The sequence below is a fragment of the Kitasatospora sp. cg17-2 genome, assembly GCF_054031055.1.
Genome location: NZ_CM132923.1, coordinates 9,506,342 through 9,527,422, shown reverse-complemented (window position 1 = coordinate 9,527,422; position 21,081 = coordinate 9,506,342). Strand labels below are relative to the sequence as shown.

The following is a 21,081-nucleotide window of genomic DNA, read 5'->3' as shown; positions in this document are numbered from 1 at the left end:
GCCGGGCGGGCACGCAAAGCGGGATCGCGGTTCGGCCGAAAGCCGGTCGACATACGCGGGACGGCGGACGGCGCGACCTCGGCACGACCATGAAGGGGCCCGTGGGGTGGCGTCGACTGTCGCTGTCGCATTGACGCGGGTTCGCCCGAGGGATGCCCGGGGCGAGCGCACTCGACTGCTGCGGATGTGCCGGGAACGGAGCGTTGGAGCTGCCTCGGTCCGCCGGTGTCCGGGGCCTTCCGCTACGAGCGGCTCAGCTGTGGAACAGCGCCTGGTTCCCGCACCCCGAGGGGTGGGCTTCCAGCATCGCCTGTATGCAGGGTAGCACCATGGGTGGCTGCGGCGCCCGGGAAATATCGATGCGCTCCCGGGCAGGCGGCGGTCCGGGGCCGGGGCGAGCAGGACGGGCACGTACACTTGCCCCTCGTGGTGGACACCCAGTACGAAGACCTCTTGAAGCACACGCTCACCGCCGGGACGGCCAAGGCCGACCGGACGGGCACCGGTACCCGGAGCGTGTTCGGGCACCAGTTGCGCTACGACCTCTCACAGGGGTTTCCGCTGGTCACCACCAAGAAGGTGCACCTGAAGTCCGTGGTGTACGAGCTGCTGTGGTTCCTGCGCGGCGAGTCCAACGTGAAGTGGCTGCGTGAGCACGGGGTCACCATCTGGGACGAGTGGGCCGACCGCGAGGGCGACCTCGGCCCCGTCTACGGCGTCCAGTGGCGCAGCTGGCCCACTCCCGACGGCCGGCACGTCGACCAGATCAGTCAGGTCCTCGACACGCTGCGCAACGACCCGGACTCGCGCCGGATGCTCGTCTCGGCCTGGAACGTCGGCGAGCTGGACGCCATGGCGCTCGCCCCGTGCCACGCCCTGTTCCAGTTCTACGTGGCCGACGGCCGGCTCTCCTGCCAGCTCTACCAGCGCAGTGCCGACCTGTTCCTCGGGGTCCCGTTCAACATCGCCAGTTACGCCCTGCTCACCCACATGGTCGCGCAGCAGGTGGGTCTGGAGCCCGGGGACTTCATCTGGACCGGCGGTGACTGCCACATCTACGCCAACCACCTGGAGCAGGTGACCGAGCAGCTCTCGCGGACGCCGTTCGACTTCCCCGAGCTGCGACTGCGGCAGGCCGACTCGCTCTTCGACTACGCGTTCGGCGACGTGGAGATGGTCGACTACCGGCACCACTCGGCGATCAAGGCACCGGTCGCGGTATGAGGATCGGACTGATCTGGGCCCAGACGCCGGACGGTGTGATCGGCGCGGACAACACGATGCCGTGGCACCTGCCCGAGGACCTCGCCCACTTCAAGGCGACCACCCTCGGCCGCCCCGTGGTGATGGGCCGCCGCACCTGGGAGTCGCTTCCGCCGCGGTTCCGCCCGCTGCCCGGGCGGCGCAACATCGTGGTGACCCGCAACCCGCAGTGGTCCGCGGACGGCGCGGAGCGCGCCGGGTCCCTCGACGAGGCGCTGGACCTCGCGGCCGCGGAACCGGGGACGGGTACCGGTGCCGAGATCTGGGTGATCGGCGGCGGGCAGCTCTACCGCCAGGTCGTCGACCGGGCCGTGACCCTGTCGGTCACCGAGGTCGACCTGTCGGTGCCGGGTGACACCTACGCCCCGGCCGTCGGCCCCGCCTGGACCGTCACCGAGGACGGCGGACCGCAGACCTCGGTGACCGGCGTGGGCTACCGGATCCGTACGTACGCGCGAAGCGGCGACCCGGACTGACCCTTCGGGCCCGCCGTCGCGATCACGCCGGTCGGGCGGGCCGCAGGTAGACCTCGTCGGTGTAGCACCAGGCCCAGTCCTCGCCCGGCCGGAGCGAACGGGCGATGTGGTGCGCGTGGTGGGCGTGCGCGTGCCGGTAGGCGTGCTGCCCCGGGGAGCTGTCGCAGCAGCCGACGTGCCCGCAGCTCAGACAGGCCAGCAGGTTCACCCAGGTGCGCCCCTCCCGCAGGCAGTCCTCGCAGCCGGGGGCCGCGTTCGCGGGCACCTCGTGCAGCCCGTCGAGGTGGTCGCAGGTCGGTTGGACGGCCCGGCCGGGATCGGCCGCGACCCGCCATTCGTGCCGATCGTTCACGGGGCACACCTTACGAGGCCGGACCCGGCGGCGCAGGCGGGGGCGCCCGGAGGCCCGGGGCGGGCGGGGTTTTCGGCCTGCCGGGCGGGGAACAAGGTGTCGGGACTCCCGCTCGTGCGACCGGAAGGGGACCACCGATGACGGGACGCGCCGAGGGGCCGGGGCCCCGGGCCTGGACCCCCGACACCTTGGACGAGCAGGACTGGGTCGTTCCGTGGCCGCGAAGCTCGCCCGGTGGACCGCACGACGCGGAGGACGTCGTCGCCCGCGTCGCCCACGGCCTGCGCCACGGGCCGGGGCTGGCCCTGGTGCGTGGCCTGGAGCTGGACGGCCTCGGTGATCCGGAGTGCGCCGAGCTGTGCCGGCGCTTCGCCGCGCGGCTGGGCACGGTGCTGCCGCTCCCGGCGGGCCCGGCGGCGGACGACCTGCTGACCGCCGAGACCGCGCCGGCGGTCGAGCTCTCCGCCGCCGACCGCGCCAGGCAGCGGGAGGGCGACGCCAGGACGCTCGACCCGCACACCGACCGCTCGCACGGGCCCGAGTCGCCGTGGCTGCTGGGTCTGCTGTGCATCCGCCCCGCCCGGTCCGGGGGCGAGTCGCTGCTCGTCAGCGCCCGCGCCGTCCACGACCGTCTCGCGGAGCAGGACCCGTCCGCGCTGCACCACCTGTACCAGGACTTCCACTTCGGGCGCGGGCCGGACTTCGACCGCGTCTCCCCCGTGTTCCAGCAGCGCCGGCACGGCCTGCACGTCCAGTACAACCGCTACTGGATCGAGCGCGGCCAGCGGGAGGCCGGTCGGCCGTTCCCGCCGGGGCGGCTGGCTGCGCTGGACACCCTCCACGGGGTGCTCACCGACCCGGGGACGGTCCTGCGCGTCCCGTTGCGCCGGGGTGATCTCCTGCTCCTGGACAACACGGCCGTCCTGCACGGGCGGACCGGGTTCAGCGATCCCGCCGGTCCGGGCGAGCGGCGCTGTCTGGCCCGGGTCTGGGCGGACCGGCCCGCCGCCCGGTGAGAGAACGCCGGCGCGGTCAGTCGCCGAGGGCGTAGAGGCCGGGGAGGTTGACCACGATGGCCTCCTGGGTGCTGCGGGCGATGACGACGACCGCCTCCTCGTCCGGGTCCGGGTTCTCCTCCCGGTGCGGGACGAACGGCGGGACGAAGATGTAGTCGCCCGGGCCCGTCCGCAGACGGATCTCCTCGGGCGTGCCGGAGGAGTCGTCGACGAAGACGAACTCCGGGTGACCGCTGACCACGTGGATGGCGGTCTCGGACTCGCCGTGGTGGTGGTCGGAGGAGGCGGTCGAGGGGGCGACGTGGGTCTGTCCCATCCAGAGCTTCTCCGAGCCGACCGTCCGTCCGCTGATCGCGGCGAAGCGCCGCATCCCGCCGGTCTGGGCGGTGCCGTCGTCGAGTTCGCCGGCGCGGATGTGGTGCAGCCGGGCCCGCAGGGCGGTGCCGGCGGGAGCGTCCGTGCCGTGCAGGTGCGGGTGGAAGCCGGTACCTGCCTCCGTGACGACGGCCGCCCCCTCGGCGGCGTTCGCGGGGGTGTGCGGGTGGGGTTCGGCGGACATGGTGCTCCTAGGTCGCGGCATGAATCAGGACAGGGGGCGGCGTCTCCCGGTGCCTCCCCCGGCCGCGCCCGACGCCCCGGGATGTCACCGGACGCTAGGCCCGGCGGCAAAAGGATGTCAAGAGGTGTCTTTTCCCGCCGACCGGGCCCGCCCTTGGCGGACAAGGGACTTGAGCACCGCTCCGCCCGGGGGATACTCGGGTGCATGCACATATCCGCCAAGGCCGACTACGCCGCCCGGGCTCTGGTCGAGCTCGCCTGCGACACGTCGCGCCCACTCACCTGCGAGGCCATCGCCGCCTCCCAGGGCATCCCGTTCCGGTTCCTCAAGTCCGTGGTGGGCGAACTGCGGCGGGCCGGGCTGGTCCGCAGCCAGCGCGGCTGCGAGGGCGGCTACTGGCTCGGTCGGACGGCCGAGGAGATCACCCTGCTGGACGTGGTGCGCGCGGTGGACGGCGAGGTGATCACCCTGCGCGGCGAGCCGCTGGCCGGACTCGACTACCCGGGCCCCGCGCACGGACTGCCGTCGGTCTGGCGCAGCGTCGAGGAGCGCGCCGTGGAGATCCTCTCGGGCACGACCGTGGCCCAACTGGTGCGCTCCGGCGACCGGGTGGCGACCGCGTGAGCGGGGACGAAGGCAGGACCGAAGGCGGGACCGGGGCCGTGGACGAGTCAGGCCCCGGGGCCACTGCGGTCGAGGTCGTCGAGTACACCGACCCGATGTGCCCGTGGTCCTGGGCGGCCGAGCCGAGGCTGCGGGCGCTGCTGCGCGAGGCGGAGGGCTTCTGCCGGCACCGGAGGGTCTTCGGGGTGCTCTTCGACGAGGACGAGGAGCCCGCGCCGGACCCGGCCGCCGAGACGGCCTGGTACGCCGGGTACGTCGAGCGGATCACCGATTACGCGGGCGCGCCGAGGGCCGCCCGGCTGGGCTGGGTGGCGGCGAGCAGCTGGCCGTCCTCGCTGGCGGCGGCCGCCGCCGAGGCGCAGGGACCGCTGGTCGCCGACCGGGTGCTGCGCCGGCTGCGGGAGAGCGTGTTCGTGCTGGGCGAGCCCGCCGACACCCCCGGGCGCGTGCTCGCGGCGGTCGCGGGGGTGCCCGGCCTCGACGAGCCTCGGTTGCGGGCCGATCTGGCCTCCGCGGCCGTCCGCGAGCGGGTGTGCCGCGACCGCGCCGAGGCCAGGCGGCCGCTGCCGGAGGTGATCGGCCTGCGCGGGGACGGGCCCCACCCGGGGGCGGCGAAGGAGACCGAGGACGGCGGCCACCGGTACGCGCTGCCGACCGTGGTGTTCACCGGGCCGGGCGGGCGCCGGGTGGTGCCGGGGTGGCGGAGCGTGGACGAGTACCGGACCGCGCTGGCCTCGGTCTCCCGCGCGCCGCTGCCGCCGACGGACGGCCTTCCCAGCGCCGCGGACCTGTTGGAGCGCTACCGGAGCCTGACCTCGCCCGAGCTGGCCGGAGCGGCCGGAAGCCTTCCGCCCGGCGCCCGGCGCGTACGGACCGCCAACGGGGACGTCGTCCTCCACCCGCAGGAACGCTCCGGCCCGGCCGTCGTGGCCGCCCACCGCTCCGCCCACCGCTCCCCCGCCGACGACTGACGGAGCACGCCTCCGAACGGGGCGAAGACGTCACACGGCGCCGCCCCGCGCACGGCGCACCGGCCGGATCCCGCCGCCGCAACGACGCTCCGTGGACGTCGCAACGGTGCCGCGTGAACGGCACATTGAGGGCGTGTTGCGGCATCCGCCGGAGCAAAGGGACACCTTTTGGTGTCCATTGACAGCAGGCCGCTGACCTGGCCAGGATGAGTCCATGACCTCCACGCACCCCCTCCCGGTGCGCCGCTGGACGAGTCACCGACGCACCAGCAGCACCCACTGTTGTTGACCGCGTCCGGACCTGGCGGCCACGACGCCGCCACTCCCCCCGGCCCGCCCGGGCGAACCGCTCGTACGAACCCTGACCACCGGCGCTCCGGGCCCTGAACCCGGCGCCCCGGGCCCCGGGTTCCCGGCCGACCGGCCCTCTCCCCCGGCCGACCGCCACCCCCCTGCGCCTCCCACGCGTCTCCCGGCCCTCGGCACCGCCCGTCGGCCCCCTCCGCGCCGCCCGACCGCGCACTCCCGACCGCGCACTCCCGGCCCGCCCCCGTGCCGTTGCTCCGCCCACCGCCCTGCCCCGATCCCGCGCTCCGGCCCGCGACCGCGACCGTACCCGCACCCGTGCTCAAAGCCGGAACTGCCGCGCACCCTCCGAAAGGTGACCGACCGTCATGACCAGCTCCTCCAACGACCGCCCGCTGCTCGGCAGACGTTCCCTGCTCGGCCTCGGCCTCGGCCTCGGCGCCTCGTTCGCCCTCGCCGCGTGCGGCGACCCCGGGCAGGCCGGGACGGGCGGGTCCGCCACCGGCGGCACCCTCAAGTGGGGCTGGGCGTTGCCGACTTCGTGGGACCCGGTGTTCTCCTCGGCGGGCTGGGACGTCCACTCCCTGTCGCTGGTCTACGCGGGCCTCACCAAGCTCGACGAACAGGGCGCCGCCGTACCGGCGCTGGCCTCGGCGTGGAAGTTCAGCGCCGACGGCACCTCGGTCACCTTCACCCTGCGCCCCGGACTGACCTTCTCCGACGGCACCCCGCTGGACGCCGCGGCCGTCAAGAAGAGCCTGGACCGAGGGCGCACCGAGGCTAAGTCCCTGGTCGCCCCGCAGCTCACCAGCGTCCGCGAGGTGTCCGCGCCCGACCCGCAGACCGTGCTGCTCGAACTCTCCCGGCCCGACTACCAGATACCCAACCTGCTGGCCGGGAAGACCGGCATGGTCGTCAACCCGAAGGCCTTCGAGTCGGACGCCGCCGGGCTGGCCACCCGACCGGCGGGCGCCGGGCCGTTCACCCTCACCTCCTACACCCAGAACGCCAAGGCCGTGCTGCGGCGCAACCCCGCCTACTGGGACGCGACCGCGATCAAGCTGGAGAACTTCGAGGTCCATCCGCTGCCGGACGCCGCCACCGTGGTCGCCGGGCTCCAGTCCGGACAGTTCGACGTGGCCCAGATCCCGGGCAGCCAGGTGGCCGCGGCCAGGGCGGCGGGCCTGGAGGTCCAGGTGATCCCGTCCCTGGTGGTGGCGGTACTGGACGTCAACGTCGAGAAGGCGCCGTTCGACAACCCCAAGGTGGTCGAGGCGCTCAAGTTCGCGATCGACCGGGAGGCCCTGCTCAAGACCCAGCTGTTCGGCTACGGAGAGGTCAACCACCAGCCGTTCCCGAAGGGTTACGTCGGCTACGACCCCGCCTCCGCCGACCTCTACCGGTACGACCCGGCGAAGGCGCGCGCGCTGCTCACCGAGGCCGGCCACCCCGACGGCGTCGACCTCACCCTGACCACCACCGCCGCGCAGGGACTGCCGGAGCAGCTCCAGGCGCAGCTGAAGGAGGTCGGCATCCGGGCCACCATCGACGTGGTCCCGGCGGCGCAGGCCACCCAGATCGTCTACATCCAGCACGCCAAGGCCCTGTTCACCGACCAGTTCGCGGGCCGCGACTCCGCCGCGCAGTCCTTCCAGGTGCTGTTCGGCGAGCAGGGCCTGATGAACCCGGGCCGCCGTACGCCGCCGGAGCTGGCCGCCGCCGTCGAGCTGGTCTCCCGCACCCCGCTGGACTCGCCGGAGTACCCGAAGGTGCTGCGGGCGGCGACCGCGCTCGCGGTGCGCACGATGCCCAACACCTTCCTGTACAGCGTCCCCCGGCTGCTGGCCCGGCGGAAGTCCGTCTCGCCGGTCCCGGCCTTCACGGCGGTGCAGCGGTTCGAGGGGGTGACCGCGTCGTGAGCGCCGTCCTGCCCCGCGCGGGCGCCTGGCGCGCGGGGCCCCTCGCCCGCCGGGCGGCGCGCGCCCCGCGCCCGCTGGGGCGGGTGCTCGCGAGCACGGTCACCGTCTTCCTGCTCTCCTCACTGCTCACCTTCGGCCTCGGCGCCGTCTCGGACGCCAATCCGGCCGCCGCCGTCCTCGGCGAGACCGCCACCGCGGCCGACATCGCCCGGCTGGACCACGAGTTCGGCCTGGACCGGCCGCTGCCCGCGCAGTACGGCGGCTGGCTGCTCGACGCGGTCGGCGGCGACCTCGGGACCTCCTGGTTCACCACCGTGCCGGTCGCCGACTCGATCGCCACCGCGCTCCCGGTGGACCTCTCCATCGCCGGCCTCGCGCTGCTGCTGGCCGTCCTGCTGGGCGGCGCGGCCGGTGTGGCGGCGGCGCTGAGCAACGGCGGCCGGCTGGACCGCGCGGTCACCGCCGGCTGCACCCTCCTCGGCACCCTGCCCGCCTTCGTGATCGCGATCGGACTGATCACCCTGGTCGCCGTCCAGCTGCGGCTCCTGCCCTCCGGCGGATACGTGCCGTTCTCCCGACAGCCGGGCGAGTGGCTGCGGTTCGCGCTGCTGCCGGCCCTGGCCCTCAGCCTGGACGCCGCCGCCGGCATCGCCCGCCAGCTGCGGACCTCGCTGGTCGCGGAGCTGCGCCGGAACTACGCGACCGGCGCCCTGATGCGCGGACTCTCCGGGCGCCGGGTGCTGTTCGGCCACGCGCTGCGGAACGCCGCCGGTCCGGCCTTCACCGTGCTCGGCATGAGCGTGCCGGTCCTCATCGGCGGCGCCGTGGTCACCGAGCGGATCTTCAACCTGCCGGGGATCGCCCAACTCTCCCTCCGGGCCGCCGAGCAGCACGACGTGCCGGTGATCCAGGGCACCCTGCTGGTCACCGTCGTGGTGGTGCTGGTGGCGAACCTGGCCGTCGACGCCGTGCTCTTCGCCCTCAACCCGGTGGCCCGTCGCGGGCCCCGGCCGGAGCGGCGCCTGACGAAGGTGAAGGCGACGGGGGCGGCGTCGGCTGTGGGAGGGGCCCGGTGACCGCGCTGCGCGCCTCGCTGCGGGTGCCCGTCGCCCGCGCCGCGCTGGCCGTCCTGGCCGTCGTCCTGCTGCTGGCCCTGTTCGGCGGACGGATCGCCCCGGCGGACCCGCTCGCCCAGGACACCGCCCGCCTCCTGGGCGGCCCCTCGGCGGACCACCTGCTGGGCACCGACTACCTGGGCCGCGACGTGCTGAGCCGGTTGCTGGCCGGCACCGGGCTCTCCGTGCTCGCCGCCGTCGAGGCGGTGGCCGTGGCGGCCCTGCTCGGGGTCGTCCCCGGGCTGCTGTCGGTGCGGTTCGGCCCGGCCGGGTCCTGGCTGGCCCTGCGCGCCGTGGACTCCCTGATGACGCTGCCGTTCACGCTCTTCGCGATCGCGGCCGTCGGCCTGCTCGGCAACGGGCTGCACCAGGCGATGCTGGCGCTCGGGGTCCTGCTCGCGCCGCTGTTCTTCCGCGTCAGCCGGGCCGCCGCGCTCGGACTGGACCGCGCCCAGTACGTCGAGGCCGCCGAGCTGATGGGCGCCTCCCGGTCCTGGATCCTGCGGGTCCACATCTGGCGCAAGGTGCTGCCGACGGTCGCCGTCACCACCGCGCACGCGCTGGCCACCGGTCTGCTCACGGTCTCCTCCCTCACCTTCCTCGGGATCGGTGTGCAACCGCCGGACCCGACCTGGGGCGGCATGCTCGCCAGCGACCTCGGCTTCCTGGCCCAGCAGCCGTGGGCACCGATCCCGCCCGCCGTGCTGATCATGCTCACCGTCGGGGCGCTGAACCTGCTGGCCGACGCCCTCGCGGACACCGAGCGGTCCGGTGCCCCGGCCGCCGCCCGCACGCGCCGGGTCGGCGGGAGGCGCGCCGCCTCGGGTGTGCCGTCCGTGCCGGACCGGAAGGAGCACGACCATGTCCCCCACCCTGCCTGAGCCCGACCGTCCCGCTTCTGCCGATCGCACCGCCGCGCTGCGGGTCGAGGGGCTGCACGTGACCGTCGGCCACGGCCGGACCGAGGCCGTCCGCGACGTCTCCTTCGACATCCTCCCCGGCGAGGCCGTCGGGCTGGTCGGCGAGTCCGGCAGCGGCAAGACGCTCACCTGCCGCTCGGTGCTCGGCCTGCCTTCGCCCGGGGTCGCCGTGTCCGCCGGACGGATCGTGCTCGGCGGCACGGCGGACGACGGCGGCGACGACGCCGATCTCGTCGGCCTGACCGACCGCCAGTGGCAACAGGTGCGCGGCACCCGGATCGGCGCCGTCTTCCAGGACCCGGGCTCGTACCTCAACCCCACCCTCACCGTCGGGCGCCAGCTCAGCGAGCCGCTGCGCCGGCGCGGACTCACCCGCGCCGAGGCCCGCCGCCGGGCGGTGGAACTCTTCGAGGCCGTCGGCCTGCACGACCCGGAGCGGGTCCACGACAGCTACCCGCACGAACTCTCCGGCGGCATGCTCCAGCGGGTCCTGATCGCGGTCGCGATCTCGGGCGACCCCCGGTTGCTGGTCGCCGACGAGGCCACCACCGCGCTGGACACCGTCGTCCAGGCGGAGGTGCTGGACCTGCTGGACGTGCTGCGCGACCGGCACGGGCTGGCCCTGCTGCTGGTCAGCCACGACCTGGCGGTGGTCGCCGAGGTGTGCGACCGGGTCCTCGTGCTCTACGCGGGCGAGGTCGTCGAGGAGGGCCCGACCGCCGAGGTGGTCGCCGCCCCGGCCCACCCGTACACCGAGGCGCTGCTGCGGGTCGCCGCCCTGGGCCGCCGCGACCGCCGGGAGCTGGCCGTCATCCCCGGCCGGCCGCCCGAGCCCGGAGCCGCCGGGGCCGGCTGCCGCTTCGCCCCGCGCTGCGAGTACGCCACCGCCGCCTGCGTCGAGCAGGCCGTCCCGCTCACGCCCGTCCCCGGGACCGAGCAGGACAGCGGCACCGGCGGCCGGGCGGCGCGCTGCCTGCGCAGCGCCGAACTGACCCTCAGCGGCGTCCGCGAACGGACGGACGCCACGGAACGAACGGAGGTCCCGGTATGAGCATCACCACCATCGCCCCGTCGATCACGGACGGGCCGACGCCCGCCACCGGATCCCCCACCCTGCGGATCGAGCGGTTGGAGGTCCGCTACGGCCGCACCCCCGTGCTCGGCGGGGTCGACCTGGAGGCACGCTCGGGCGAGATCCTGGGCCTCATCGGCGAGACCGGCTCCGGGAAGACCACCCTCGCCCGGGCCGTGGCCGGGCTGGCCCCCGTCACCGCCGGCCGGATCACCGTGGACGGCGCCGACCGCACCGCCCTGCACGGCCGGTCCCTGCGGACGGCGCGTCGTGCCGGGACCGTCCAGTACATGTTCCAGGACCCGCTGCGTTCCCTCGACCCCGATCTCACGGTGGCCCGCCTCGTCGGCGAACCGCTCGCCGTGGCCGGCGTCCCCCGCACCGAGCGCGGGCCGAGGGTGCGGGAGGCGCTCGACCGGGTCGGCCTGGACACCGCGCTCGCCTCCCGCACCCCCGGCGCGCTGTCGGGCGGCCAGCGCCAGCGGGTCGCCCTGGCCCGGGCCATCGTCGGACGGCCGCGACTGCTGCTGGCCGACGAACCGGTCAGCGCCCTGGACGCCTCCAACCGCAACCACGTGCTGCGCCTGCTCGACCGGCTCCGCCGTGAACTGGGACTGGCCGTCGTGGTGATCTCGCACGACCTCGACTCACTGGCCGGGATCGCCGACCGGATCGCCGTGCTCTACCGGGGCCGGATCGTCGAACAGGGCCCGGCGGAGGCGGTACTGGACCGGCCGCTGCACCCGTACAGCGCGCTGCTGGCCGCTTCGGCGCCGGGCCCGGATCCCGCACGGCGGACCGTGCTGCGGCTCCTGCGGGCGCCGGCGACGGCCGCCGTCCCCGCCGGGGGCTGCGGGTTCGCGCACCGGTGCCCGTTCGCGGACGCGGCCTGCGCGGAGGTGCCGGAACCCGGCCCGGCCCCCGCCGTCCCCACCGCTGGTCCGGAGGCGCACGTCGCCGCCTGCCACCACAGCCCGGACTGGCGGGCCCGGCTCCACCCGGACGCCACCGTCCGCACCCCCGACGCCACCACCACCCCCCAGGAGCAGCCCCGATGACCCCGGCCGCACCACCCGCCGCACCCGCCCGACCGGCACCTCCGCCCCTCGCCCTCGACGAACCGCCCGACCTCGACGCGCTGCCCGCCCTGACCACCGCCCTCGCCGAGCGGGCCGCCGAGCACGACCGGGACGCCACCCTCCCCAACGAGGGCCTCGCGCTCGTCCACCGGGCCGGCCTGCTCACCGCGACCGTCGCCGAACGGCATGGCGGCCCCGGCCTCGGTCTCGCCGACACCGTCCGGATCCTGCGCGCGCTCGGCGCGGGCGACCCGGCGGTCGCCCTGGTCACCGCGATGACCCTGTTCGTCCACGCCGCCGAGGCGCGCGAGGCCCACTGGCCGGCCGGTCCGCTGGCGCAGCTGCTCGCCGAGTCCGCCGAGCGTCCCACCCTGGTCAACCACGTCCGGGTGGAGCCGGAACTCGGCACCCCCGTGCGCGGCGGCCTGCCGGCGACGGTGGCCGAACGGCGCGGCGACGTGTGGGAACTGACCGGGCGCAAGATCTTCTCCACCGGCGCGCCCGCGCTGCGCTGGCTGCTGGTGTGGGCCCGCACCGACGAACCCGAGCCCCGGGTCGGCTCGTTCCTGGTCCGTGGCGACCTGCCCGGCATCACCGTCGAGCCGACCTGGGACCACCTCGGCCTGCGGGCCAGCCGCAGCGACGACGTACTGCTGGACGCCGTACGGATCCCGCTCGACCACACCGCACGGCTCGCCGCCCCCTCCCCGGAGGGCGGCCGGGACCCGGTCGGCGCCGCCTGGAACTCGCTCGGCCTGGCCGCCCTCTACCTGGGCGTCGCCCGTGCGGCGCAGTCCTGGCTCACCGCCTTCCTGCACGAGCGGACCCCGAGCGCCCTGGGCGCGCCCCTGGCGAGCCTGCCCCGCTTCCAGAGCGAACTGGGCCTGATCGACGTCGAGCTCGGCGGCGCCGAACGGCTGGTGGCCGCCCTGGCCGCGGCCGTCGACGCGGGCGATCCGACGGCCGTGGACGAGGCGCCCGGGGCCAAGCTGCTCGGCACCCGCGCCGCCGTCGACTCCGTCCAGCGGGCCGTCGCCCTGGTCGGCAACCACGGTCTGACCCGGCACCACCCGCTCCAGCGGCACCTGCGCGACGTGCTGTGCGCCCGGGTGCACACCCCGCAGGACGACACCGTCCTGCTCGCCCGGGGCCGGGCCGCGCTGCACCGCCCGACGGTCGGCTGACCGGCTCCTTCCTTCTCTCCCGGCGCGTTCCCCTCCCGATCCCCCTCGTCAAGACCCTTGCCGAGCCCCTTGCCAAGAAAGGCAGACCACCATGCCCGTCGAGTTCATCGGCATGATCTCCACCCACGACGTCTCCGAGACCCGCCCCGCCCACGGTCCGGTGGTCGACCCCGACTACACCCGCCGGTTCGCCCGGGCCCACGAGGAGGCCGGCTTCGACCGCATCCTGATCGCCCACTCCTCGGCCAGCCCCGACCCCAACCAGGTCGCCGCCTTCGCCGCCGCGAACACCGAGCGGCTGGGCCTGCTGATCGCGCACCGCCCCGGCTTCATCGCGCCCACCGTCGCCGCCCGCACCTTCGCGACCCTGGACCGGTTCTCCGGCGGCCGGGTCGCCGTCCACATCATCACCGGCGGCCACGACGCCGAGCAGCGCCGCGACGGCGACTACCTCACCAAGGACGAGCGCTACGCCCGCACCGACGACTACCTGACCGTGCTCACCAAGGCCTGGACCGCCGAGGAGCCGTTCGACCACGAGGGCCCGTACTACCGCCTCGCCGACTTCAAGTCCGAGGTGCTGCCGGTCCAGCGGCCGCGCATCCCGCTGTTCTTCGGCGGCTCCTCCGAGGCCGCCTACCGGGTCGGCGGCAAGCACGCCGACACCTTCGCGCTGTGGGGCGAGCCGCTCGCCGAGACCGCGCAGCAGATCGCCTCCGTCCGCGCCGCCGCCACCGCCGCCGGGCGCACCGACGTCCAGGGCATCAGCGTGTCCTTCCGTCCGATCCTCGGCCGCACCGAGGAGGAGGCCTGGGAACGCGCCCACCGCGTCCTGGCCACCATCAAGGAGCGCAACGACGTCTTCGGCGGACGCCGCCCGATCCTGCCGACCGGCCCCGGGGCCGCGCCGCAGAACGTCGGCTCCCAGCGCCTGCTGGCCGCCGCCGCCAAGGGCGACCGGCACGACCGCGCGCTCTGGACGGCCCCGGCCGCCGCGACCGGCGCCGCCGGGAACTCGACCGCCCTGGTCGGCACGCCGGAAACGGTGGCCCAGGCGCTGCTGGACTACGTCGACCTCGGCGCCACCACGCTGCTGATCCGCGGCTACGACCCGCTGGACGACGCCCTCGACTACGGCAAGGAGCTCATCCCGCTGGTGCGCCAGGAGGTCGCCCGCCGGGACGCCCGGGCGGCGCGGGAGGTCGACGCGGCCCGCGCGGTCGAGGCCGCACAGGCCGGTCAGGCCGCACAGGCCGGTCAGGCCGGTCAGGCCGGTCAGGCCGGTCAGGCCGCCATCGCGGTGTCCGGTGCCGCCCGATGACCACCACCACCGCCTCCCCGGTGCCGCTGACCGGCCCGTCCTCCGCCGGCCGGAAGCCCGCCGCCGTCTGGGAGCCCGCCGCCGACGTCACCGTGCGCGGCACCGTCCTGCTGCTGCCCGGCCGGGGCGAGCACGCGGGTGTGTACGGCCGCTTCGGCCGGCGGCTGGCCTTCGACGGCTACCGCGTGGTCGTCCCGGCGGTGCCCGCCGCAGGGTCCGCCCCTCTGGACCGGGTGGACCTGGCCGGTCCGGTCGCCGAGGCACGCGAGACCGCACCGCCTGGCACGCCCGTGGTGCTGGCCGGCTCGGACACCGGCGCCCTGCTCGCGCTGGCCGCCGCCCGGCAGGCCGCCCCCGACGGGCTGCTGCTCGTCGGCCTGCCCACGACGGTTGCCGCGCCCGGAGCCTCGGACACCGCCGACGAGTGGACGGACGAGCTCGGCGCCCGGACGTCCTGCCCGGCGCACCGGGGCCTGCTGGCCGCCGACCCGGACTTCCGGCGCGGCGCGCTCGCCGAGGACGTCCCCGCCGACCTCGCCCGGGCGGCCGAGGACGCACCGGTCTCCGGGGTGCCGGTCCTGGTGGTGCACGGGTCCGCCGACCCGGTGTCGCCGCCCGCCACCGCGCGGCGGTTCGCCGAGCGCCTCGCCGCCGACCTCGTCCTGGTCGCCGACGGCCGGCACGACGCGCTCAACGACGCCGCCCACCGCAGCGTCGCCGCCGCCGTCGTCCAGTGGCTGGAACGCCTGCGGGGCGGCCCGCACCTGCCCGCCCAGATCGTCACCACCGACGCGGGCGGACGCACCCCCGACCCGCGTGCCCTGGAAGGAAACCCGGCATGACCACCCTCGACGAACGCCCCGTCCTCACCCAGCCGTCCGTGCTCGCCCAGCCGTCCACGCACGCCCAGCCGTCCGCGCTCGCCGGATCCCACGGCGCCGACCTGCTCCGCAGCGCCCTGCGGCGGCACGCGGCCGGCGTCACGGTGATCACCGCGGCCGGCCCCGGCGGTCCCGTCGGCTTCACCGCCACCTCGTTCACCTCGGTGAGCCTGGACCCCGCCCTGGTGTCCTTCTACCTGTCGGCCACCGCCTCGGCCGCGCCCGCGGTGCGGGAGGCCGAGGCCTTCACCGTGCACATCCTCCGCGACGACCAGCGGGAGCTGGCGAACCGCTTCGCCCGCAGCGGGATCGACCGCTTCGCCGGTACCGACTGGCAGACCGGCCCGTACGGCACGCCCGTCCTCGCGGGCGCCGCCGCCCGCCTCACGGCCCGCCCGTTCCTGCTCCAGCCGGTCGGCGACCACCTGCTGGTCGTCGGCGAGGTGCTGGCCGTGGACACCACCGACGGCCCGCCGCTGGTCCACCACGACGGCGGCTACGGCGGGTTCGTCCCCGTCCGGGAGGGCTGAGCCGCCATGGCGCTGACCGCCCACTGGTTCCTGCCGACCACCGGGGACAGCCGGCACGTCGTCGGTGGCGGCCACGGCTCGACCCCCGGCACCGCCGGCACCGACCGGCCGCCCAGCATCGCCTACCTCGGCCAGATCGCCCGCAGTGCGGAACAGCTCGGTTTCACCGGGGCGCTGACGCCGACCGGCGCCTGGTGCGAGGACGCCTGGCTGACCACCGCGATGCTCACCCGGGAGACCGAACGGCTGAAGTACCTGGTGGCCTTCCGGCCCGGTCAGCTCAGCCCGACGCTGGCCGCCCAGATGGCCACCAGCTACCAGAACCAGTCGGGCGGCCGGCTGCTGCTCAACGTCGTCACCGGCGGCGAGTCCGCCGAGCAGCGCGCGTACGGGGACTTCCTCGACAAGGCGGGCCGCTACGCCCGCACCGAGGAGTTCCTGTCCGTCACCGGCCGGCTCTGGCGCGGCGAACAGGTCGACCACCGCGGCGCCCACCTGCGGGTGGAGGCCGCCCGGCTGACCCGGCTGCCGGAGCCGGTGCCCGAGGTGTACTTCGGCGGCTCCTCGCCGGAGGCCGCCGAGGTCGCCGCCCGGCACGCCGACGTCTACCTCACCTGGGGCGAGCCGCCCGCCATGGTCGCCGAGAAGATCCGGCACGTCCGCGAACTCGCCGCCCGGCACGGCCGCACGCCGCGGTTCGGCATCCGGCTGCACGTCATCACCCGCGACACCGCGCAGGCGGCGTGGGCGGAGGCCGACCGTCTGCTCGCCGGGATGGACCCGGCGCGGATCGCCGAGACCCAGGCGGCGCTGGCCCGCAGCGAGTCCGAGGGCCAGCGGCGGATGCGCCTGCTGCACGGCGGCTCGACCGACCGGCTGGAGGTCTCGCCCAACCTGTGGGCCGGGATCGGCCTGGTGCGCGGCGGCGCGGGCACCGCCCTCGTCGGCGACCACCGCGAGGTGGCCGACCGGATCGAGGAGTACCACCGGCTGGGCGTGGACGAGTTCATCCTCTCCGGCGCCCCGCACCTGGAGGAGGCGTACTGGGTCGGGGAGAACGTGCTGGCGGTCCTGGCCGAGCGGGGGCTCTGGAAGCGCGAGGCCTGACGGGGGTCGGTGGCCGGTCGGACGACAGGGCGCGCCCCTGTTGCCCGACCGGCCCCTCCCCCAGGTCCTCGTCACCCCAGTCGTGCGTCGAACTCCAGCGCCCCGACAAGCTCGCCGACCCGGTGCTCCGGCAGGCCCCGGGAGACGAACCAGGCGCCGACGTTGCGCACGTCCCGCTCCAGGAACGCCCGCCCGCGCGGATTCGCGACCACGTCCACGATCTGCGGCACATCGATGATCACCAGCCGCCCCTCGTGGACCAGGATGTTGTACGCCGACAGGTCCCCGTGCGCGTACCCGTCACCGGCCAGCAGCGACAGGCTGCGGCCGAGCTGGTCCCACAGGTCCTCGACGTCCACCTCCTCCGCCCGCAGCTGCGCGAGCCGGGGCCCGGCGGTGCCGCTCTCGTCGCCGACGAACTCCATCAGGATCTCCGTGCCCAGGATCTGCACCGGGTAGGGGACGGCCACCCCGGCCGACCAGAGCCGGCACAGCGCGGTGAACTCGGCACCGGCCCACTGCGCGGCGATGGCCTCCTTGCCGAACGCCGTCCGCTTGGCCATCGCCCGGGCGATCCGGGACTCCTTGTGCCGGCGCCCCTCCAGGTACCCGGAGTCGCGGTGGAACATCCGGTGCTGGGAGTCGCGGTAGCGCTTGGCCGCCATCAGCGTGCGGCGGTCCGTGCCCGGTACCCCGCGCTCCAGGAGGAAGACGTCCGCCTCCTTGCCGGTCTTCACCAGCCCGACTTCGGTGTCCACGGCCGCGAGTTCGGTCACCACCCAGGCAGGGCGCGGCTCGGGCCCCTTCTCGGTGGGGGTGGACTGGTCCCAGGTCGACCAGCGGTCGCCCCCGGCCGGGCCGTCGTAGTTGTCGTCGTAACTGTCGTCGTGGTGGTCGTGCTCGCCGTCGTGGTTCTCGTGGTCGCCGTCGAAGTCGGCGTACTCGTCACTGTCGACGGCGTAGGCCCCGTGCTCGTCGAACCCGAACACGACCTCGGGCTCGTGATCGTCGAACCGCTCGGACCGGCGGCCACGACGGGGTGCGCCCTTGGCACGGATACGGGAGAAGGACTCGGTGTCGGTGGTGGAAAAGCGCTCACGCACTGTGGTGGCTCCTGGGGAACAGCCCACCGTTGCGCCAGTTGCGAGGCGTCGTCAGCCGGTGGGCGAAAGACGAGAGGAAGAGGCGTATGGCGCGCACACAAGGGCGCGCCGCGACACGGCGGCGACCATCGAAACGCACCTCCTCTGCTTCTCCACGTCAGTCCCCACGCCACGGGCAGCCCCGCGGCGCGAACGAGTCAGAGCTTAGCGACTTCCAAGATCGGCGCAACCGATTTTCCCGCCCACCCCTGCCATGGCCTGCCCTGCCCTGCCCTGCCCGACATGCCGCGCCCGGCCCAAGGTCACCGACCGTTGCGGCGCGCCACGCGACAATGCGGGTCGTCGTACGAGTCCGGAGGGTCGAACCATGGTCGGTGCCGCGCAGTTCCACGCCTGGAACGTCCAGGAGTCGGGCCCGCCCGACGCCCCGCACCGGGTGCTGCTCCTGCCCGGTGGGATGTGCGGCACGACCTTCTTCGCCGACATGACGGCGGCCCCCGCACTCGCCGACGCACCGATCCGCCTGATCGCGGCGACCGTCCCCGGCCACGCCGGCACCATCGCGCCCGTGGACGTGTCGATCGAGAACTACGCGGCGATCACCGGCGCCTTCGCGGCCGACCACGGCTGTACGGCCGTGGTCGGCCACAGCATCGGTGCCAACATCGCCCTGGAGATGGTGGCCGGCGGACACTTCTCCGGCCCTGTGGTGCTGCTCTCCCCCACGTTCTCGCGACCGGACGAGTCCAAGGCGCTCGCGGTCGCCACGACACTCGGGCGGATCCCGGGGCTGGGTGCCGTGGTCTGGCCGGTCATGCTCTGGCTGACGCCGAAGGTCCTGGCCGAGGGCTTCCCGGAGCGGCGCCGGGAGGAGCTGGTCGCCGATCTGAAGCGGAACTCCCCGGCGTTCTGCAACCGCGCCATCGCCGAGTACTTCGCCTACCTGGACCGCCACGGCCAACTGGTGCCGCGGCTCTGCGAGTCCGGCGCCCGCGCCTGGGTGGTGCGCGGCGACCGGGACGAGGTGGGGCTCACCGACACCGAGCGCGCCGCCCTCGAAGCCTGCCCCTCCGCCACCCTGGTGGAGGTCCCCGACAGCGGGCACATGGTGATGGTGGAGCAGCCCGAGGCGGTGGCCCGCCTGGTCGCCGACGTCGTCCTCAACAGCTGACCCCTATATTTCGGTGCGGACCGAAACCTCGACACCATAGGTTCTCCCGCATGAGCATCTCAGCGGCGGGCGTGACCCCGAGGGACGGCAAGGCACTGGCGGCGGCCTCGACGGCGGTGGTCCTGTGGGCATCCGCGTTCGTGGCGATCCGGAGCGCGAGCGAGCACTTCGGGCCCGGATCGCTGGCTCTCGGCCGCCTGCTGGTGGGAACGGTCGCCCTGCTCTGCCTGCTCGCCCACCGCCGGGAGAGCCTGCCCCCGCGCGCCGCCTGGCCGGGCATCGCCGTCTCGGGCCTGCTCTGGTTCGGCCTCTACATGGTCGCCCTGAACTGGGGCGAGCAGGAGGTCGACGCGGGCACGGCGGCGATGCTGGTCGGCATCGGACCCGTCCTGATCGCCCTGCTGGGCGGCTGGCTGCTGCGCGAGGGCCTCCCGTCCAAGCTGCTCGCCGGGATGGCCGTCTCCCTGACCGGCGTGGTCGTGGTGGGCCTCTCCAAGTCGGGCGGCGACAGCAGCTCACTGCTCGGCATCGGCCTGTGCCTGCTCGCGGCCGTGACCTACGCGGCGGGCGTGGTGGCCCAGAAGCCGGCCCTGCGACACGGCACCGCGCTCCAGGTGACGACCTTCGGCTGCCTGATCGGCGCGGTCGCCTGCCTGCCCTTCGCCCCCCAGCTGGTGTCCGACCTGGCCGCCGCACCGATGTCCGCGACCCTCAATGTGGTCTACCTCGGCCTCTTCCCCACCGCCCTGGCCTTCACCACCTGGGCCTACGCCCTCTCCCGCACCACCGCCGCCCGCATGGGCGCCACCACCTACTCCGTCCCCGCCCTCGTCGTCGCCATGGCCTGGCTCCTCCTCGGCGAAACCCCCGCCCTCCTGACCCTGGCCGGCGGCGTCCTCTGCCTGGCCGGCGTCGCCGTCACCCGCCGCACCTGACCGGGCCTCTCGTTCTACGGAGGCACCCCGGTTTCGAGGTCGATCTCGCCCGGGGCCTCCCACGGCTTCACCCGGTTGAATCGATCTCTCATCTATTCCTCGTTCTACGAGAAGTGACCTTCCTAGCCAGCCGCCAGGTCCCCCTCCGCCAAACATTGCGATCTCGGGCCATCCGACCTCACCTCTCTTTTAAATCCGATTTCCCCTGGATTCTCGAACTCGCGACACGGCATTGAGCGGCTCGGACAGCGAGATAACGTCGGGCCAGTGCCGGATTTCCACACACCTCAAAAAGATCTTCCGACCATTCCATCACAATAAAGCCACCCGCCAACAGGGCCCGCTCTTCACTCGGTGGCTATTTTCACCCAAGTGGGAGTGAATTCTTTGAGATTCCTTCCCCGTCAGCTTCCATTTAACCGCTACGCACATACCTCACTCACCGACAGAGAGATCACTGTGCCGAATGCGGGACACCGAGGAATCACCTAGCCGAGCTAAGCCTAGCCGGCATCAGCAACCGGACAGCGTCGAGGGCAACCTCTGAAATCAGAGATTGCCCTCGACGTTCATTCAGCCCTGCCCATGTCGCACGGAACTAGCATGCATAATCGGAATCGTCGCAAAGCAGAGACCGGAACAGTTACCATTTCTCCATTGAATCCTTGGCGAAGTTCAGAATCCAACAGAGACCTTCGACTACTTCCCGAGAGAGCGGAACCCTACTGGTGCATCAGGTCGACAATCTTACCTACTGAGGAGCTTCTCCCACAGCGGCGTCTCGCGGGACGGCGACCGATAATCTCTCCACTCCTCTCCGTCGATATTAAACTCCAGCACCAGCTCCCGGAAGATCCACTTTCCAGTGGAGCGAATACTGGCACTCCCTGTTGCAATCAGCAGAACTGCGGCAATTGCCGACTCGGGCGACATCTCCTCGAACGAGAATCCTCCACAGAAGAAGCTGTAGATCGACCAGTCCCCCACAGGTCGCAGGTCAATATCCAGAAGACTCCCGAAATGCACGGTGACCATAGGATCGATCTCGTCTACATCAATCGAGATCGGCAAGAAATCGGAAATCACATCTGCAGATGATGTGGCCACCGAGATCCGTTCCGCCATGTCATCAATATCCATTTCAGCCTCTCGCTGACATATCCGACGTCGTCAGAAA

At 73.8% G+C, this 21,081-nt stretch carries 21 protein-coding genes; 17 read left to right on the top strand and 4 right to left on the bottom strand.

What is annotated here, in order from left to right; translation table 11 throughout:
* Positions 1-426 precede the first annotated feature (426 nt).
* Together ACW14Y_RS39890 and ACW14Y_RS39885 are read left to right on the top strand one after the other, a co-directional pair.
* Complete coding sequence (locus ACW14Y_RS39890; RefSeq protein ID WP_456985273.1) at positions 427-1,224, top strand: thymidylate synthase; 798 nt, start codon at positions 427-429, stop codon at positions 1,222-1,224.
* Positions 1,221-1,739 carry a dihydrofolate reductase gene (locus ACW14Y_RS39885; protein ID WP_380442519.1) on the top strand — a complete coding sequence of 173 codons (519 nt, stop codon included), beginning with the start codon at positions 1,221-1,223 and terminating at the stop codon, positions 1,737-1,739. The genes ACW14Y_RS39890 and ACW14Y_RS39885 overlap by 4 nt, the downstream gene beginning before the upstream one ends.
* A gap of 22 nt (positions 1,740-1,761) precedes the next feature.
* Here the strand turns inward: ACW14Y_RS39885 and ACW14Y_RS39880 are convergent, their stop codons facing one another.
* On the bottom strand, positions 1,762-2,091 hold the full coding sequence (locus ACW14Y_RS39880; protein WP_380392005.1) for a UBP-type zinc finger domain-containing protein: 330 nt from the start codon (positions 2,089-2,091) through the stop codon (positions 1,762-1,764).
* 137 nt (positions 2,092-2,228) lie between these two features.
* Here ACW14Y_RS39880 and ACW14Y_RS39875 point away from each other — a divergent pair, with 137 nt between their 5' ends.
* Positions 2,229-3,107 (top strand): TauD/TfdA family dioxygenase, encoded by an 879-nt coding sequence (locus ACW14Y_RS39875; RefSeq protein ID WP_456985272.1) that lies wholly within the window; start codon positions 2,229-2,231, stop codon positions 3,105-3,107.
* A gap of 16 nt (positions 3,108-3,123) precedes the next feature.
* Here the strand turns inward: ACW14Y_RS39875 and ACW14Y_RS39870 are convergent, their stop codons facing one another.
* Positions 3,124-3,666 (bottom strand): cupin domain-containing protein, encoded by a 543-nt coding sequence (locus tag ACW14Y_RS39870; protein ID WP_380301770.1) that lies wholly within the window; start codon positions 3,664-3,666, stop codon positions 3,124-3,126.
* A gap of 204 nt (positions 3,667-3,870) precedes the next feature.
* Here ACW14Y_RS39870 and ACW14Y_RS39865 point away from each other — a divergent pair, with 204 nt between their 5' ends.
* The 12 genes from ACW14Y_RS39865 (at position 3,871) to ACW14Y_RS39810 (ending at position 16,695) form a co-directional block, all read left to right on the top strand.
* Positions 3,871-4,290 (top strand): RrF2 family transcriptional regulator, encoded by a 420-nt coding sequence (locus ACW14Y_RS39865; RefSeq protein WP_053648489.1) that lies wholly within the window; start codon positions 3,871-3,873, stop codon positions 4,288-4,290.
* Positions 4,291-4,385: 95 nt separating this feature from the next.
* Positions 4,386-5,261, top strand: coding sequence for a DsbA family oxidoreductase (locus ACW14Y_RS39860; RefSeq protein WP_456988378.1), 876 nt, complete (start codon positions 4,386-4,388; stop codon positions 5,259-5,261).
* Positions 5,262-5,935: 674 nt separating this feature from the next.
* Complete coding sequence (locus tag ACW14Y_RS39855; protein ID WP_380301774.1) at positions 5,936-7,486, top strand: ABC transporter substrate-binding protein; 1,551 nt, start codon at positions 5,936-5,938, stop codon at positions 7,484-7,486.
* Positions 7,483-8,562, top strand: coding sequence for an ABC transporter permease (locus ACW14Y_RS39850; RefSeq protein ID WP_456985271.1), 1,080 nt, complete (start codon positions 7,483-7,485; stop codon positions 8,560-8,562). The genes ACW14Y_RS39855 and ACW14Y_RS39850 overlap by 4 nt, the downstream gene beginning before the upstream one ends.
* On the top strand, positions 8,559-9,482 hold the full coding sequence (locus tag ACW14Y_RS39845) for an ABC transporter permease (protein WP_456985269.1): 924 nt from the start codon (positions 8,559-8,561) through the stop codon (positions 9,480-9,482). The genes ACW14Y_RS39850 and ACW14Y_RS39845 overlap by 4 nt, the downstream gene beginning before the upstream one ends.
* Complete coding sequence (locus ACW14Y_RS39840) at positions 9,463-10,572, top strand: ABC transporter ATP-binding protein (RefSeq protein ID WP_456985268.1); 1,110 nt, start codon at positions 9,463-9,465, stop codon at positions 10,570-10,572. The genes ACW14Y_RS39845 and ACW14Y_RS39840 overlap by 20 nt, the downstream gene beginning before the upstream one ends.
* 2 nt (positions 10,573-10,574) lie before the next feature.
* Positions 10,575-11,651: an ABC transporter ATP-binding protein gene (locus tag ACW14Y_RS39835; RefSeq protein WP_456988376.1), complete on the top strand. Its 1,077-nt coding sequence runs from the start codon at positions 10,575-10,577 to the stop codon at positions 11,649-11,651.
* The gene (locus ACW14Y_RS39830; protein WP_456985267.1) at positions 11,648-12,856 is read left to right on the top strand and encodes an acyl-CoA dehydrogenase family protein; all 1,209 of its coding nucleotides are present in this window, start codon (positions 11,648-11,650) and stop codon (positions 12,854-12,856) included. The genes ACW14Y_RS39835 and ACW14Y_RS39830 overlap by 4 nt, the downstream gene beginning before the upstream one ends.
* 91 nt (positions 12,857-12,947) lie before the next feature.
* Positions 12,948-14,177, top strand: coding sequence for an LLM class flavin-dependent oxidoreductase (locus ACW14Y_RS39825; protein WP_456985266.1), 1,230 nt, complete (start codon positions 12,948-12,950; stop codon positions 14,175-14,177).
* Entirely contained in the window at positions 14,174-15,019 is an 846-nt protein-coding gene (locus ACW14Y_RS39820) for an alpha/beta hydrolase (RefSeq protein ID WP_456985265.1), read from the top strand. The genes ACW14Y_RS39825 and ACW14Y_RS39820 overlap by 4 nt, the downstream gene beginning before the upstream one ends.
* The gene (locus tag ACW14Y_RS39815) at positions 15,016-15,588 is read left to right on the top strand and encodes a flavin reductase family protein (RefSeq protein WP_380442535.1); all 573 of its coding nucleotides are present in this window, start codon (positions 15,016-15,018) and stop codon (positions 15,586-15,588) included. Before ACW14Y_RS39820 ends, ACW14Y_RS39815 begins: the two co-directional genes overlap by 4 nt.
* A gap of 6 nt (positions 15,589-15,594) precedes the next feature.
* Entirely contained in the window at positions 15,595-16,695 is a 1,101-nt protein-coding gene (locus ACW14Y_RS39810) for an LLM class flavin-dependent oxidoreductase (protein ID WP_456985264.1), read from the top strand.
* Between the two features lie 71 nt (positions 16,696-16,766).
* Here ACW14Y_RS39810 and ACW14Y_RS39805 read toward each other — a convergent pair whose 3' ends face one another.
* Entirely contained in the window at positions 16,767-17,798 is a 1,032-nt protein-coding gene (locus ACW14Y_RS39805) for a serine protein kinase RIO (protein WP_456985263.1), read from the bottom strand.
* A gap of 367 nt (positions 17,799-18,165) precedes the next feature.
* On the opposite strand from ACW14Y_RS39805, the gene ACW14Y_RS39800 reads away from it, so the two are divergent.
* Entirely contained in the window at positions 18,166-18,969 is an 804-nt protein-coding gene (locus ACW14Y_RS39800) for an alpha/beta fold hydrolase (protein ID WP_456985262.1), read from the top strand.
* 50 nt (positions 18,970-19,019) lie between these two features.
* Positions 19,020-19,904, top strand: coding sequence for a DMT family transporter (locus ACW14Y_RS39795; RefSeq protein ID WP_456985261.1), 885 nt, complete (start codon positions 19,020-19,022; stop codon positions 19,902-19,904).
* A gap of 747 nt (positions 19,905-20,651) precedes the next feature.
* Here ACW14Y_RS39795 and ACW14Y_RS39790 read toward each other — a convergent pair.
* Positions 20,652-21,029 carry a hypothetical protein gene (locus ACW14Y_RS39790; RefSeq protein ID WP_456985260.1) on the bottom strand — a complete coding sequence of 126 codons (378 nt, stop codon included), beginning with the start codon at positions 21,027-21,029 and terminating at the stop codon, positions 20,652-20,654.
* Between the last annotated feature and the right edge of the window lie 52 nt (positions 21,030-21,081).